Origin of the sequence: Halomonas sp. AOP7-E1-9 (assembly GCF_052376035.1) — a bacterium.
Classification (GTDB): domain Bacteria; phylum Pseudomonadota; class Gammaproteobacteria; order Pseudomonadales; family Halomonadaceae; genus Vreelandella; species Vreelandella citrativorans.
In genome coordinates this window covers 1-14,970 of record NZ_JBQSVC010000050.1, presented here as the reverse complement: position 1 = coordinate 14,970, position 14,970 = coordinate 1, and the positions used below count along the sequence as shown (strand labels likewise).

Here is a 14,970-nt window from a genome sequence, read left to right as displayed (position 1 = left end):
AAACATACAAGGAGAACATCGTGAGCCTGATGAATAAAAGAGAGGATGCAAGGGTTGAAAAACCTAATGGTGATGTTTTGGGGCCTTATAAAGCAATGTTTGCAGGCAGCACTATCATCATTGATGATCCCAAGGCAGATGTTGAAGAAGGCGATAGTATTCTGCGTTTATTGCCTAACGGAAAAGATGAGCGCAGCTTTGTAACCGATGCAACATTCTACAATACGGGTGTCGGAAGAATGGGGCCGCACTATCAGATTAAATTCAAGAAAGGAGGCGCCCCTGTGGAGCATAAACCAGTTCAGAACTTTCACATAAATAACGCCCAATCAATTCAAATCGGCGACTTCAACTCTCAGAGCGTAGTTAATTCCTTTGAGGCTCTAGTAAAGAAAATTGAGTCTTCATCTGCTTCGCCAGCAGAAAAGGAAGAGGCCAAGTCCTTGCTATCTAAATTTTTAACTCACCCAGTTGTTGTTTCTGTGCTAGGTGCAGCCGCTGGTTCTATCATCGGCTAATGTTTAACAAGGCCATTAAATTCGCTCCCTACGGTCACCGGACGCTCGTAAACTCCCGCCGTTTATGGCGGCGTTATACAAAATAGGGGGGTACCATGAAATTTGAGGGGCAGAACTGCCAAGTCATCAGGCAAGTGGTTCAGAGCAAGCAAGACATCGAATTTGAAGCTAATAAATCCAACACTATTTTCGCTGATAGTGAGGCTCCCGAAGATTGGACTGAGTACCCTCCCTCTATTTTGAGCGATACCGATTTGGCAAAGGTCAAAGCAGTACTGGCCATAGATGGTAGTGTCCGAGCAGCACTACATAGACTAGAGCAGACTACACACGAGCAAGGTGCGAAGGTCTATTACAAAGCTCTTGATGGTGACACGGTATCGATCAAGTTCGAGTGGTAGTTTTGTATAACAAGTCGCAGCAGTTCGCGACCGAAGGCCGCCGGACGCCCTTTACGTGGCTCCTTCGTCGCCACTCCAAGGTCGCCGCTGTGCTTCGGCGTTATGTGATCAATCCAGCATAGGAATACTGCTTTGAGGCAAGAGCTTAGAGATAAAATTGTAGAAGTATGCGATCACAAAATCGCCCAGAAAGGGCCGGGAGTCGGGCTGTCCTTTTACGCTTTCTTCAAAAATAGAAATGACCAGCCGGAGGTTCTTATGGAGGCAGCGCGGTGGTGGATTGAAACTCACAAATTAGATCATTTCGAAAAGGCGGTGAAAATCAGAGATATGGTGAATTCTGGTGTTTAGCTGTACCTGCAAATCACATAACAAGTCGCATCAGTGCGCGCCTGCGGCGCCGGACACTCACTACGTTCGTGCTGCTGTGCTTGGGCGTTAAGTTCTTAGGAGATTTCGGTGTTAGTCAGGGAAATGGAAGAGAAGGACCTTGAAGCTGTAACTGCAATTTGCATGGCTTCGTTTCTGCAGTCAGTTGCAGGCACATTGTCTGCGGAAGGGATTTCAACCTTTTCGAAAATTGCTGCGAGTAATGCCTTTCTTGACAGAATGAAGAGCGACAACTTGATGCTGGTCGCAGAAATTGATGGAAAAATCGAAGGCGTAATCGAGCTCAAGGAAGGTCGCCACGTTGCAATGCTTTTTATTAGCCCTGAACGCCAGAAGAAAGGTATTGGTAGGAAGCTGCTTTCATCAGCCCTGAAGTATGCGAAGGTTGAAACTGTCACGGTCAGCGCGTCCCTGTCTTCAGTTCCCGCGTATGAAAAGTACGGATTTGAGTGCAAAGGCGAAGCAGATGAGTCGGCAGGTTTGGCTTATCAGCCTATGGAAATCAAACTTAACAAGGCAATGCACGCGACAAGCGCGTGATTGCGGCGTTATATTCATAGGGAGATTAGACTTTGCCGTTAGATATAGCTTATAGCATTGAGGCTGATGATTATCTTGATCCTGATAGAGCCTATGATCTCTATTGGTCGGGATTGATTACAGATAAAAAGAAGTTTCTATGCCCTGGGTCTGATTGTGCTGCTCAAGTCACCTGTGCGAACTTGGACGAAGATGTTCAAGACATGAAAGTGGTTCCTCATTTTAGAATTTACGGTTCGCACAGTAAATCTTGCGAAATTTTTAACAATGTTCCCCTCGACTTGCGATACGAGGATGGAGTTTTAGTTAAAGAAGAGAGGCGCTCTGTTGATGAATCTATCGTTGATGTGTTTCTTCTGGAAAGACCCGCCTCCTATTACGATGAGCCAAAGGCAAGTAAATTTCCAAATAAAAAGGCCGTCAAAAAGCCTCAGTTTATAAAGCGCCATAAGGATATTGGTCTCAGAGAGAATGGCAGTATTGGGAATATATATTCTGTTAGGTCTGTTGTAAGTCGTTATATACGCTATAAGAAAGATGGTTCACTGGAGCATAGGCGAGTAAATATTAAAGGCCGGGATGTCCACTATAAAAGCATATTCAAATGTATTTGGGAGCAAGACTTAGAAGTGCTTCCAGATTATCCTGTTATCTATTACGGATGGGCATATGTCAATAGGCTATCTTCTGGTTATGGTTACCAGGTTAAGTTTAAAAAGAACTTCAAAAAGTCAGAAGAGGGCTTTATAACTACAGTAATGGTGGGTGATCGTCTAATTGATAGCTATAAGGTTAAAAAACTTGTAACTACACGGTTGGAGAAGATCGTTCAGAAAGAAAAACCAACCGCTTTTGTCTTTATCTATGGAAAACCGGAAGAAAATGAATCTATGAAAGGGGTAAAGTATGCTAATTTTTCGATCACAAATTTGGATATGATTGATATCAACTATGACTGCCCCTTGCCAAATAAATATAACAAATAACTGCAACGGACGCCTGCGACGCTCGCTGAGTTAAGTATTATGCGACAGCGACAACATAAGGAAGGAAATTAATGCCATACGAGCTTGAAAACAGACTAGTTATTGGGGTTGCATCAAGCGCGGTTTTTGACCTTAGTGAATCCGACGCAGTTTTCCGGAGTGATGGCGAAGAGGAGTACCGAAAATATCAAGAGAAGAACCTAGACGTCCCGCTACCTAAGGGCATCGCCTACCCATTTATCAAGCGTCTTCTTGCGCTAAACGACCTCGATTCATCCGATCCACTGGTTGAAGTGGTATTACTTTCACGTAATGATCCAGACACTGGGTTACGTGTCATGAAAACCATTGAACACTATGGATTAGGAATGACTAGAGCGATATTCATGCAGGGGCGTTCCCCGTATGAGTACATTCCAGCACTCAATATTGCCTTGTTTCTATCCGGTCATAAACCTGATATTGAAGCTGCTATTAGCTTAGAGCATCCTGCTGGACAGGTTCTCGATTCAAAGTTTGACGATGATGAGAACGACAAGACACTTCGCATTGCGTTCGACTTCGATGGAGTCCTTGCGGGAGACGAGTCCGAGACAGTAATGCAGGCGTCCGGCCTCACGGCCTTCCATGATCATGAGGTCAAGAACGTCATGCAGCCCCATAATCCGGGGCCGCTTAAGGAGTTCTTGGTTCGCATTTCAAAAATCCAGTCAGCCGAAGAGTCGTATAAGAAGCAGAACCCTGACTATGAGAATCGAATTCGCGTTTCTATCGTCACGGCTCGTAACGCGCCATCGCACGAACGAGCCCTAAAAACTTTGAAGAGTTGGGGCATAATGGCCAATGACGCATTTTTTCTTGGCGGTATTGAAAAAGGCAGAATCTTAGGTGTACTCAAGCCTCACATATTCTTCGATGATCAGTCCGCTCATCTTAAGTCTGCGAGTGCTGTTGTTCCATCTGTCCACATTCCGTTTGGTGTTACTAATCAAGCCTAGGTCGGCCTCAGAGTAATCTGCCGCCTAAGTTTTGGTAAGATCGAAAAACAGACTAGGAGTGGCCAACATGACGCGCTTCTAGTCTTATAATTACGATCAGCCCCCATAGTGGTGATCAACTACTAAGTCCAAGTTCCAACCCAGTACCTTTGAGTACGCGGTGTATTTTCTGATTGAGCACAAGCTAGACTTATCCGTTTTCCATGCTCAGAGCAGCAACGGTGCGACTGCTCGGCTGTCTATGATGCAGCTATTTGATAAATTCAGTACTCTATAACCCCTGCTTACCCAAGGCGATCCACCAATCTTATGACGAGAAAAACACTAAGCTTGAAGGTCAAAAGGCAGCAAGAGGCCAAGCCCTCTGATGACGTTGAAGATCAATACCCCGATGACCCCGAAAAGCGTTTTTTAAATGGCGTCGCTATTCATCCTTCCCCACGCATTTATTTAGAAGCGGGTTCCAGCCAGCGCAGCGTACGAGCGATGGATTTGATCACGCCCATCGGCATGGGCCAGCGTGGCTTGATCGTGGCACCCCCAGGCTCCGGCAAGACGACGCTGTTGAAACATATCTGCCAAGCCGTGGCGGAGGCGCACCCGGACATAAAATTGTACGCCTTGCTGATCGACGAGCGCCCTGAAGAGGTGACGGACTTCAAACGCAGCGTGTCGGCAGAGGTACATGCATCCTCTTCAGATGAAACCTACACACACCATGTGCGTATGGCCGATAAGCTCCTTAAAACAGCGCGCAAGCAAGCGGGTGAGGGGCACGATGTAATGATCGTGATCGATTCGCTGACAAGGCTTTCACGCGTTCATAACGCCGAGCAGCGGGGCAATGGCCGCACCATGTCGGGTGGGCTGGATGCCCGAGCGATGGAAATACCGCGCAAGCTGTTTGGCGCCGCGCGAAAGATCGAAAACGGCGGGTCGCTCACCATTCTGGCTACCGTGCTGGTGGATACGGGAAGCCGCATGGATCAGGTGATTTTCGAGGAGTTCAAGGGCACGGGCAATATGGAGATCGTACTGTCACGCGAGGTGGCCAATCAACGCATCTTCCCCGCGATAGATATTGCCAAAAGCAGTACCCGTCGAGAAGAACTTTTGATTGAGGCAAAAGACATGGAAAAAGTACGCACATTGCGTAGAGCGTTGACACAACTTAAACCAGTGGAAGGCGCGCAGAAGTTATTTGATTTATTGGAGAAATATCCAACCAATGCCGAGCTATTGGACGCGTTTTCACCAGGCTCAGCCTAGTCATCAGGAAGACCTTTAACGGCCACACTGCTTACCCATGGCTTGGTAAAACAGGCCTTAATTGCAAACGCCTTTAGCAGAGAAGCTCACCTTTTATTCGTTAAGAGGTGAGCTTCATTGGTAAGGTTTAACGATTACTTTTTCTTAAAGTTCAGGTTTGAAGCGGGCACTACTTTTCGAACCGGAAAGCCTTCAATTTCTTTACGCTCAATGATGCTGTTTAACCGCCTTTCAATGGCGCAAAGATTTTTAAAGTCAGCCAAGGCGACAAACGAGATGGCTTCACCTGAGGCGCCCGCACGGCCGGTTCGGCCAATACGGTGAATGTACTCTTCTGGCTGAAAGGGTAAATCGTAATTCACTACACGGCTTAGCTCGCCAATATCCAACCCCCGCGCGGCAACCCCTGTGGCGACCAGGTACTTTAGCTCGCCAGATTTGAACTGCGCCAAAATCTTTTCACGCATGGCCTGGCTTCTGTCGCCATGAATGGAATCCGCTTTGATGCCACGCTTTGCGAGTTGGTCAACCAGCTTGGCCGCGCCGTGTTTTTTCTCGATAAAAATAAGCGCCTGATCCCACGCTTGCTCGTTAATCAGGTGGCTCAGCAGGGCGGACTTGGTGTCTTTATCTACTGTGATTAGCCATTGTTTGATATTAGCGGCGGCGCGAATGTTGGGAGAAATGGATATTTCAGACGCCAGGTCGGTCATCTTGCTGTCTGAAAAACCGTAGGCCAGCGCCCGAACGTCGCCATTCATGGTGGCCGAAAACAGCAGGTTCTGACGGTTTTCAGGCAGGCGTTCTATGATTTTGTTGATATCGTCGACAAAACCCATGTCGACCATTCTGTCCGCTTCGTCCAACACCATGGCTTTGAGTTCATCAAAGTGCAGCGCACGCTGATGCGCCAAATCCAGCAATCTGCCCGGTGTGGCGACGAGGATATCAACCCCTTCAATTAATCGCTGTTTTTGAGGTTCGCTATCCACACCGCCATACACCGCCATAGATGTTAAGTGCAGATGTTTAGCGTATTGAGCCACGCTGGCTTCAACCTGAACCGCTAGCTCACGGGTCGGTACGAGAATCAACGCACGGATGCGTTTGCCGCGTAGCGTTCCCGCTGTAGTGAATCTTTCCAGCAGAGGCAGAACGAAGGCAGCGGTTTTGCCTGTTCCGGTTTGTGCGGTGGCGATTAAATCGTTACCCGAAAGAATGGCAGGAATCGCCTGTTCCTGAATGGGCGTTGGGGCTTTGTAACCAAGTTCGGTAATCGCTTGAACAAGTGGGCTGGATAAGCCTAGTTTTGCAAATGACATAGGGGGCTCTGACGGGATGTCGTAAGGGGTGTCGAAATGAAAATATGCCGCAGTATAACGTAGTGCTTGTAGTAGCGCTGATTTACCGTGTTGCGTGCGCTTTGCACATGCCTTGCTGCTCCGCATTCAAATTCCGAATAGGGCAGGCTGTCCCGCAACGCCGTGCGCCATTATGAGATAATCGAGTCAGAGAATTGATTACGCAATCGATGAAGAGGAATGCATGAGCTGGTTTATATTGTTTGTAGCGGGCCTTTTGGAGATCGGCTGGGCCATCGGGCTGAAATATTCGGTGGGCTTTACAAAACCCTGGCCGACTGCCTGGACGCTACTTTCGCTAGTGGCGAGTTTTCTACTGCTGGGCCTGGCGCTGAAAACCCTGCCCGTGGGTACCGCTTACGCGATATGGGTAGGGATTGGCGCAGTGGGGACGGCCATTTTAGGCATCGTGCTGTTTGGCGAATCTTTGGGCGTACTCAAACTAATGAGTTTAACGCTGATCGTTGCGGGGCTTGTCGGGCTTAAACTCGCCCACGCCTGATATTCATGGAAACCGCTAGTGGCTGCCCGTTCATTAAGCGTACCGGGGCGCGCTACCCGAAAGACCACCGGAGGTACGTTGTCGAAAGCACGTTGTCGAAATCTGCTCTGTTAATGCCACCGTTATTGTTCATGACGCCTGATCATGGCAGCCCGCTCCTCCGCCTGATCCAAAAGCACTGGGCCACTACCTGCCTCCGCCAACTCATCATCCGGGTTATACAGCGGGCAGCGGGTCATGCTCAAACAGCGGCAGCCGATACAGCCGCTTAGGTTATTGCGCAGCGTTTGCAGGTAGGCAATGCGGCCATCCAGCATGCGCTGCCAGTTCTTGGAAAGTTGCTGCCAATCTTCCACCGTGGGGGTGCGGTTATTGGGCAGTGACTCGAAAGCTTGCTTGACCTCGTCCAGGCTGACGCCCACTTTTTGCGCGGCTTTAATCACTGAAATGCGCCTTAGCACCTCCGGTTTATAGCGGCGTTGGTTGCCCGCATTGCGCGAGCTTTGAATTAGTCCCTGCTGTTCGTAAAAGTGCAGGGCGCTGATATTAATGCCGCAGCGCTTGGCGACTTTGCCGACACTCCAGTTTGCCTCTGCCATTCTCGCTCCCGTTTTTCTTCTGGTTCAAAAAAAGCTTTACCTCAACTTGGGTTGAGGTTTTAACCTTTTATCCGAACCCACGCAAGGAGAACAATATGTACCTGGAACACGTGAATCTGGTCGTTGCTGATATGAATGCCATGCTGGAGTTTTACCGCGCTGCCTTCCCACACTGGCATATACGCGATGAGGGGCAGGGTGAGTGGTACGGCAAGCCACGCAAATGGGTGCACTTTGGTGATGACAAACATTACCTGGCGTTAAGCGACCATGGCGAAGGGCAGAACCGAGCGCTGGAAGGCCATAGTGTGGGTTTGGCCCACTTTGCCTACGTGACCGATAACCTGGATGCCGTAGTGGCTCGATTAAATAACGCGGGCTTTGCCGTTGCCAAACCGGGTGCCACCGAGCCGTTTCGTAAAAACGTTTACTTCGTTGACCCAGCGGGGTTTGAGGTGGAGTTTGTTGAGTATCTGAGCGACATCCCGGCAGAACGTAATTTAAATCGTGATGCGTTGTAACCAGCAGTGTAGAAAGAATCAGAGCAACGGAAGGGGGATAATGTAGTGAAGGTCGTCGTGATTTTTCATTCTGTAACAGGCACTACCAAAAAGCTGGCCCACTCGATTGCATCAGGTGCTGCAATGGAACCTGGTGTTGAAGTGGTCGCAGTAGAAATTGTTGGCGCCGATATTGTTGAAGGGCGTTTTCGTAACATCGAGCTGCTGCGGCAACTCGATAATGCTGATGCGATTATCTTTGGCTCACCTACTTATATGGGCTGCGTATCAGCACAGTTTAAAGCGTTTACGGATGCCACAAGTGAGTGGTGGGCAAGGCAAGCATGGGCAAACAAAATTGCCGCTGGTTTTACCATTGGTGCTAACTTAAGTGGTGATCAACTGAGTACCATTCAGTACTTGCAAGTGTTCGCTAGTCAGCACGGTATGTTTTGGGTGGGTCTGGATACACCGGGCAACTATGATCCTGCAATGCGTAACAGGCTTGGTGCACAGTCCGGACTTATTGCCCATTCCGTGGATACTGATCTCAATGAAACGGACTTACTTACTGCGCGTTATTTAGGTCAGCGGGTAGTGCAAACCGCTCAAAAGCTCGCGGCGTGAAGGAGGAAAAGTGCCAATTTATGAAAAGGGAAGGCTATGAGGAAGAGGACACACTGCCTAACCACTCAATGACTATGGCATGTGTTAAATGAATGGTGAGCTTTGTAAGCATCTCGCGCCAAAACATAAGATGGAGTTAAAGCTTTCTAGGAAGTGGCACTAAAGTGTGGTGGAACATGCAAGGGTGCACGGGGTTACAGGCATAATTATCGTACTGCCTTTATTCTGAAATAGGAATCGACATCACAGAGGCATTTAAATATGCCTACTCGTATGAAATTTTGGAGTACATGGGTAGCCAATAAGGGCTGCCATGAATGCTGTAACTCAGCGGTACTAATCTCCATCGTTATGGGCTTGAGATAAGAATGGACTATCTAGAAGTCAATGCCAGCGACGTTCCCACCCAGCTTTTACTGGAAGCCGATCCTTCTGAACAGAGCATCGCATCTTATCTGGATGGCGCTTGGTGCTTCGCGGCAAAGCTAAACGGAAACGTCGTTGGTGCCTGTGTCACAAAACCTATTAACACCGAGATCGCTGAAATATTTAATATCTCGGTTTACCCGAAATTTCAGCAGCAGGGCCTTGGTTCTGGGCTGCTGAGCTTTGCCTTGTCTGAGCTAGTCAGCAAAAAAATACAGCGTGTGGAATTAAGCACCGGCACTTTTGGATATCAGCTGACCTATTACCAACGCCATGGGTTTAGAGTTGATCATGTGGTTAAAAACTATTTTCTGAATAATTACCCTGAGCCGATTCTTGAAGATGGCATACAGCATCAAGACGCGTTGCGGCTGTACGTAACGCTATAAAAAGGTGAGTTCAGTGGCAAAAGTAACCTTAAAAGGGTTTATTAAAGTTCCCGGTAGGGACCTTGAAGCTGTGGAAGACGAGCTTGTCATTCACCGCCAACTCACTCTTGAGGAGCCAGGCTGCATAACGTTTAAGGTCATCCAGGATAAAACTGACCCGTGCCGTTTTGATGTTTATGAGGAATTTATTGACCGCAAGGCCTTTGAACAGCATCAGCAGCGGGTGGCAAGTTCTGACTGGGGTAAGCTAACCCGTAACGTGAAACGTCATTACGAAGTATTTGAATAGCCTGAGTCGTATGGCTGTTTTTCTATCACCAACTCGACGTTACTGTCGTAAAAGCCTTCAAGAGGGTGCTTCATGGGTATAATGCGCCCTATCGCCAATTGCCGTAGTGTGGGCGCGCATATCGGGTCGTATCGGCGAGTTTATCAGTCGATTCTCATTTTACTGTTGAAGGTAGCTGACGTGATCAATACCAAAATTTACAAGGCCGTTTATGAGTTGGCTGAAAAACTGATGAAGGCGGCAGAGAAGGAAGATCGAGAGGCGTTTGATTCGCTTTATGCAGAGCTGAACGCCATTTGTATTGAGCATGAAGATACCGATAAGGATCATCCAGAGCAGTGGGAAACGCTGGCGGATTTTACCGAAGAGCTGGATGACGCGCTGGTGATGTATGAAAAGGCGCTTCACAAAGCCGAGGTCGCCAATGCTAAAGACCACCTGTCGTCTATCGGTTTTTCAATGGCGACCCTGCAGGTTGAGTTGGGCCAGGAAGAGGCTGCTATTAAACATCTGCAAAATGCCAAAATCAGCGCCAACAAGATTGAAGATAAAGATTTGAAAGCAGAAATTGATGAGCTGCTTGAAAAACTGACAGCGAAATAGCGGGCTTTGTTGTTACCATGATGATCTTGATAAATGCACATCCAACGGGATTGTGCTGGGTTTTCCTAAGACCAGGAGCTGTCGTTTGACCAATAATGATATTTTTCGCCGTATCCGGTACTGCTTTGATTTAAAAGATACTGCCGTATTGAAAGTTTTCGCGCTGGCAGAGTTCACTGTATCTGAGGAGCAGGTGTCCGGGTGGCTGAAAAAGGAGGAAGACGAAAAATTCCTCAAGATGAGAGACCGCGAGTTGGCCGCGTTTCTTAACGGATTTATTAGCTATAAGCGTGGGAAGCGCGACGGCGAGCAGCCCGCGCCAGAAAGCAACTTGAACAACAATATGGTGTTCCAGAAGCTGCGCATTGCGCTGAATTTAAAAGCCGATGATATTTTAGCTATTTTTGAGCAGGCTGAGTTTCGGTTAAGCAACCATGAGTTAAGCGCTTTCTTTCGCAAGCCTACCCATAAAAATTATCGCGAGTGTAAAGACCAGGTGTTGCGTAATTTTTTAATGGGCCTTCAGTTCCAGCAACGCCCTGAATCCAAGGGTTCAGAAGAAGTCTGAGGTTGTCACGCCGCTGTGATTTACAGGGTTCAGAAGTAAAAAATGGCCATTCAATGCGAATGGCCATTTGCTTTTAAGCGTTTTTTAAACAGAACTTAACGCTTTAGCAGGTTGGTTTTGGCCAGATCAATTACTTCGTGCATGCTGCCATCCATGACGGCACGTAGCCCCCAGAGGCTAAACCCTTTGACTTGCTCCATGCCGATGGTAGGCGGCAGTACCAGCTCTTGTTTGGCTGTCACTACATCAAGCACGGCGGGGCCATCGTGGGCTAATACGCTATCGATGGCATCGGCCAGCTCGTCAGGGTTTTCAACACGGCGGGCATAAATGCCCATTGCGCTTGCGACGGCAGCAAAGTCGGGATTATCCAGGTCTACGCCCGTGTTAATGAAACCGGCTGCTTTCATTTCAAGCGCGACGAAGCCGAGCACCCCATTATTAAAGATGACGATTTTGATTGGGATGTTGTGCTGCTTGAGTGACAGTAAATCGCCCATCAGCATTGAAAGGCCACCGTCACCGGAGAACGTAATAACTTGCCGACCCGGCTGCGCGTACTGAATGCCGATCGCCTGAGGCATGGCGTTAGCCATCGAGCCATGCGAGAACGAGCCGATAAGGCGACGTTGTCCGTTCATTTTAAGGTAGCGTGCCGACCAGACCGTGCACGTTCCTACATCGGCAGTAAAAATCGCATCCTCATTGGCTTTTTCGCTCAACAAGCGCGCAAGGTACTGTGGATGTATAGGCGAGTGGCCTGAGTGATTCTGCGCCTGTTTGTCCAGGCCTTCGCGCGCCTTAACGTAGTGGGCCAGCGCTGCATCCAGAAAGTGCCGGTCACTGCGCGTATGAAGCGCCGTCAGAATGGCTTCAATGGTTAACCCGATATCGCCGACCACGCCCAATGCCAGCTTGGCACGCCTGCCCAGGTTTTCAGGGCGAATATCGACCTGCACGACGTTGGTCTTTTGCGGTAAAAACTGTTTATACGGAAAATCCGTGCCCAGCATCAGCAGCAGGTCGCACTCCTGCATGGCCGCGTAACCTGATGAGAACCCGATGAAGCCGGTCATGCCAGCATCATAGGGGTTGTCATATTCGACATGCTCTTTGCCGCCGAGTGCGTGCACGATGGGACTTTTAAGCGCATCGGCCAATTGCATTAGCTGGGCGTGTGAACCGGCACAGCCCCGGCCAACGAAGAGCGTGATGCGCTCTGCATCATTGAGCAGTTTGGCGAGTGCTTCCACTTCGGTTTTGGCGGGCACCACGCGTGGTGAGGGTGGTAATAAGCCATGGCGCGGCGTTACCGTTTTAACCGGTGAGGCGCGCAGCGCAACATCACCAGGCAGCACCACGACCGCAACGCCACGCTGCCCAACGGCGGCGCGAATGGCATTGTCCAGCACATAAGGTAATTGGCTGGCGTCGGAGACCAGCTCACAGTAGTGGCTGCATTCACGAAACAGTTCTTGGGGGTGGGTTTCCTGAAAATAGCCGCCGCCGATCTCTGACGAGGGAATATGCGCGGCAATGGCCAGCACCGGCGTGCGCGTGCGGTGGGCATCGAACAAACCGTTGATAAGGTGCAGGTTGCCGGGGCCGCAAGAGCCTGCACAAACGGCCAGGCTACCGGTTAGTTGTGATTCGCCGCTGGCCGCGAATGCGGCAACTTCCTCATGCCGCAGGCCCACCCATTCGATGCTGGGCCGCTCACGTATGGCCTCAGTGAGGCCGTTGAGGCTGTCGCCGACAACGCCATAGATCCGCTCAATACCGCTTTCCACCAGCGTTTCGATCACTAAATCAGATACGTTTTTGATAGACATGAGAGACCTCAAACAAAGTCCAGGTTTAACGTTGCGGCTGTTTGCTTGCGCGTGTCGTAGCAGGCCTCTTTATCCGTTTTAAGGTCGACGCCGTAGGTGGGAATGATCGTCTTGAGTTGGGGGAGCCAGCCATCATTGGTTAGCTTATCGGCAAAGCATTTCTCCAATACCTCTAGCGCGATAAAGGCCGCCGTTGATGCGCCAGGCGAAGCGCCTAGTAACGCTGCGAGGGAGTGATTGGATGAGGCGATTAGCTCGGTGCCAAACTCCAAAACACCGGCTTTTTCATGGCTGGGTTTAATGATTTGCACGCGCTGACCCGCTACGGCGTGGGTCCAATCGTGATGGCGTGCCATTGGGTAGTATTGGCGCAGCATCTCAAATTGGTGGCTCTTGCTCTGCAGTACCTGGGAGACCAGATACTCCGTTAGTTGCCAGTTATCCTTTGCAACATCAAGCATGGGAAGCACATTATCGGGCCGTACCGAACGGAACATATCCGTAAGAGAGCCTTGCTTGAGAAAGCGAGATGAAAAACCGGCGTAAGGGCCGAAGAGCAGCGATTTTTTATCACCAATAAGGCGTGTGTCCAGGTGGGGGACTGACATGGGGGGCGAGCCATGGGCTGCCTTGCCGTACACCTTGGCGTGATGGCGTTCACTAATGCTGTCTATATCGCAGCGTAACCAAATACCGCTGACGGGGAAGCCGCCGTAGCCATGCCCTTCAGGAATGCCGGATTTTTGCAGCAGTTCAATAGCGCCGCCACCTGCACCAATAAAGACAAACTCGGCCTGAATGCTCCCTTTCTGCTTGCTATGCGAATCGTGCATTTCCACGCGCCAAGTGCCGTCATTCTGTCGCGCAATGTCCTGCACGTGCTTTAAGTAGTGGATTTCAAATCCTGATTGCTGCGCCAAATGGCCGAACAGCAGGTGAGTAAGCGCACCGTAGTCGACATCAGACCCTGATACGATGCGCGTCGCCGCGACGGGCTCGCCATCGCTGCGTCCTTCCATGATGAGTGGAGTCCATTGCTCAATCTGCGCGGGGTCTTCGCTATATTCCATCCCGCGATAGCAGTGGTGCGATGACATCTGTTTAAAGCGCTGGCGTAGATAGTTGACGTTATCCTCGCCCCAGACAAAGCTCATGTGCGGGCAGGGATTAATAAATGCTTGTGGGTTGGGAATGGCCCCTTTCTTGACCAGATAGGTCCAGAGTTGGCGTGAAATATCGAACTCTGTGTTGACCTCCAGCGCCTTGCTGATATCAACCGTGCCGTCTGAGCGAGCAGGGGTGTAGTTCATTTCGCAGTTGGCGGCATGCCCGGTACCTGCGTTATTCCAACCATTGGAGCTTTCCTGGGCGCAATCTTTCAGTGTTTCCAGCACCACAATCTTGAGTGAAGGTTCTAGCTCTTTGAGAAGAGTTGCCAGTGTGGCACTCATGATGCCCGCGCCGATCATTACAATATCAGCCCGCTCGGGAATCTGTGTTGATGTAGGCATGAACGTTCTCCGCTTAGGAACTCAACACTTACTTGATGCGCTGATAAAGGGAAGATCGATATCCTGAGGCACTATGGCATACACGCGTCGCCAGGGTTGGTTATCGATTAGATGCCAGCGGTGGCCGCCGCCTGTGGTGTCTTCCGCCAATAAAATGTCGCCGGGGTGCAGCGTGAATGAGTCACCCGTGCGCGTCTCGAAAGTGAGTGTGCCGCTGAGCGTTAAGACGAATTGACGGTTGGGAGCGTCATGCCAACTAAAGCTACCGCCTTCGCTTGTTTCGCGAAAGGAGATGCTGGTCGTTTCGATGACATCGCTGAGCGAGTCGTGGCGCTCGCCTTTGGGAAGATCAATCCAGCCTTCTTCAAAACACGATTGATGGTTACTGCCTGTCCATAACCTTACACATCGGAACATTACTGACTCCTGATTGTGAGTAGTGACAAAACGTGATGAAAAATAGAGCAATCATCTGAGTGTAAATACTAGTTCGGATTTTGTGAAATAAGATGCGTGACCAAAGCTAAATTTATGCTTAAGGTGAAGTGGATTTGATAATTTAAATATGGGCATGGGCTGGGGACTCCATGCCGCTATTCTTTTTATAAAAAAGGAGTTGGCGCTTTTCTTGTTAACCGCCAATTATCTCTGGCAGGCTCTA

19 protein-coding genes are annotated in these 14,970 nt (G+C 49.6%); 14 read left to right on the top strand and 5 right to left on the bottom strand.

The genetic code is table 11. From position 1 onward, the window contains the following. The 7 genes from ACT3R4_RS17395 to rho all read left to right on the top strand — a co-directional run. A partial coding sequence (locus ACT3R4_RS17395) for a hypothetical protein (RefSeq protein WP_496201249.1) occupies positions 1-518 on the top strand: 518 nt, incomplete at its 5' end. Positions 519-613: 95 nt separating this feature from the next. Further along, positions 614-919 carry a hypothetical protein gene (locus ACT3R4_RS17390; RefSeq protein ID WP_441680064.1) on the top strand — a complete coding sequence of 102 codons (306 nt, stop codon included), beginning with the start codon at positions 614-616 and terminating at the stop codon, positions 917-919. A gap of 132 nt (positions 920-1,051) precedes the next feature. Continuing rightward, positions 1,052-1,270: a DUF6500 family protein gene (locus tag ACT3R4_RS17385; protein ID WP_441680062.1), complete on the top strand. Its 219-nt coding sequence runs from the start codon at positions 1,052-1,054 to the stop codon at positions 1,268-1,270. Positions 1,271-1,378: 108 nt separating this feature from the next. Next, positions 1,379-1,849: a GNAT family N-acetyltransferase gene (locus ACT3R4_RS17380; RefSeq protein ID WP_441680061.1), complete on the top strand. Its 471-nt coding sequence runs from the start codon at positions 1,379-1,381 to the stop codon at positions 1,847-1,849. A gap of 32 nt (positions 1,850-1,881) precedes the next feature. Continuing rightward, on the top strand, positions 1,882-2,835 hold the full coding sequence (locus ACT3R4_RS17375) for a hypothetical protein (protein ID WP_441680059.1): 954 nt from the start codon (positions 1,882-1,884) through the stop codon (positions 2,833-2,835). Positions 2,836-2,906: 71 nt separating this feature from the next. Next, positions 2,907-3,833, top strand: coding sequence for a 5'-nucleotidase (locus ACT3R4_RS17370; RefSeq protein WP_441680057.1), 927 nt, complete (start codon positions 2,907-2,909; stop codon positions 3,831-3,833). Positions 3,834-4,142: 309 nt separating this feature from the next. Further along, positions 4,143-5,102 carry a transcription termination factor Rho gene (rho, locus tag ACT3R4_RS17365; protein WP_441680055.1) on the top strand — a complete coding sequence of 320 codons (960 nt, stop codon included), beginning with the start codon at positions 4,143-4,145 and terminating at the stop codon, positions 5,100-5,102. A gap of 134 nt (positions 5,103-5,236) precedes the next feature. Here rho and ACT3R4_RS17360 read toward each other — a convergent pair whose 3' ends face one another. After that, on the bottom strand, positions 5,237-6,424 hold the full coding sequence (locus tag ACT3R4_RS17360) for a DEAD/DEAH box helicase (protein WP_441680053.1): 1,188 nt from the start codon (positions 6,422-6,424) through the stop codon (positions 5,237-5,239). A gap of 223 nt (positions 6,425-6,647) precedes the next feature. Between ACT3R4_RS17360 and sugE the strand changes: the two genes are divergently transcribed. Beyond that, positions 6,648-6,965 (top strand): quaternary ammonium compound efflux SMR transporter SugE, encoded by a 318-nt coding sequence (gene sugE / locus ACT3R4_RS17355; protein ID WP_441680051.1) that lies wholly within the window; start codon positions 6,648-6,650, stop codon positions 6,963-6,965. Positions 6,966-7,087: 122 nt separating this feature from the next. Here the strand turns inward: sugE and soxR are convergent, their stop codons facing one another. After that, the gene (gene soxR / locus ACT3R4_RS17350; RefSeq protein WP_441680049.1) at positions 7,088-7,564 is read right to left on the bottom strand and encodes a redox-sensitive transcriptional activator SoxR; all 477 of its coding nucleotides are present in this window, start codon (positions 7,562-7,564) and stop codon (positions 7,088-7,090) included. A gap of 95 nt (positions 7,565-7,659) precedes the next feature. Here soxR and ACT3R4_RS17345 point away from each other — a divergent pair, with 95 nt between their 5' ends. From ACT3R4_RS17345 to ACT3R4_RS17320, 6 genes are all read left to right on the top strand, one after another. Next, positions 7,660-8,085, top strand: a complete 426-nt coding sequence (locus ACT3R4_RS17345; protein ID WP_441680047.1) for a VOC family protein — start codon at positions 7,660-7,662, stop codon at positions 8,083-8,085. A 45-nt stretch (positions 8,086-8,130) separates the two neighbouring features. Next, positions 8,131-8,691: a flavodoxin family protein gene (locus tag ACT3R4_RS17340; RefSeq protein WP_441680045.1), complete on the top strand. Its 561-nt coding sequence runs from the start codon at positions 8,131-8,133 to the stop codon at positions 8,689-8,691. 368 nt (positions 8,692-9,059) lie between these two features. After that, positions 9,060-9,506: a GNAT family N-acetyltransferase gene (locus tag ACT3R4_RS17335; RefSeq protein ID WP_441680043.1), complete on the top strand. Its 447-nt coding sequence runs from the start codon at positions 9,060-9,062 to the stop codon at positions 9,504-9,506. A gap of 13 nt (positions 9,507-9,519) precedes the next feature. Further along, complete coding sequence (locus tag ACT3R4_RS17330) at positions 9,520-9,795, top strand: putative quinol monooxygenase (protein ID WP_441680041.1); 276 nt, start codon at positions 9,520-9,522, stop codon at positions 9,793-9,795. Positions 9,796-9,975: 180 nt separating this feature from the next. Then, positions 9,976-10,398, top strand: coding sequence for a tetratricopeptide repeat protein (locus tag ACT3R4_RS17325; protein WP_441680067.1), 423 nt, complete (start codon positions 9,976-9,978; stop codon positions 10,396-10,398). Between the two features lie 85 nt (positions 10,399-10,483). Next, positions 10,484-10,966 carry a YehS family protein gene (locus tag ACT3R4_RS17320; RefSeq protein ID WP_087107629.1) on the top strand — a complete coding sequence of 161 codons (483 nt, stop codon included), beginning with the start codon at positions 10,484-10,486 and terminating at the stop codon, positions 10,964-10,966. A 95-nt stretch (positions 10,967-11,061) separates the two neighbouring features. Here ACT3R4_RS17320 and poxB read toward each other — a convergent pair whose 3' ends face one another. Genes poxB through ACT3R4_RS17305 form a run of 3 tightly spaced genes read right to left on the bottom strand, consistent with a single transcriptional unit; the run spans position 11,062 to position 14,726 of the window. Beyond that, positions 11,062-12,798 carry a ubiquinone-dependent pyruvate dehydrogenase gene (poxB, locus tag ACT3R4_RS17315; protein ID WP_441680039.1) on the bottom strand — a complete coding sequence of 579 codons (1,737 nt, stop codon included), beginning with the start codon at positions 12,796-12,798 and terminating at the stop codon, positions 11,062-11,064. 8 nt (positions 12,799-12,806) lie between these two features. Next, positions 12,807-14,309 carry a malate dehydrogenase (quinone) gene (mqo, locus tag ACT3R4_RS17310; protein ID WP_441680037.1) on the bottom strand — a complete coding sequence of 501 codons (1,503 nt, stop codon included), beginning with the start codon at positions 14,307-14,309 and terminating at the stop codon, positions 12,807-12,809. A 21-nt stretch (positions 14,310-14,330) separates the two neighbouring features. After that, positions 14,331-14,726, bottom strand: coding sequence for a cupin domain-containing protein (locus tag ACT3R4_RS17305; protein ID WP_441680035.1), 396 nt, complete (start codon positions 14,724-14,726; stop codon positions 14,331-14,333). Between the last annotated feature and the right edge of the window lie 244 nt (positions 14,727-14,970).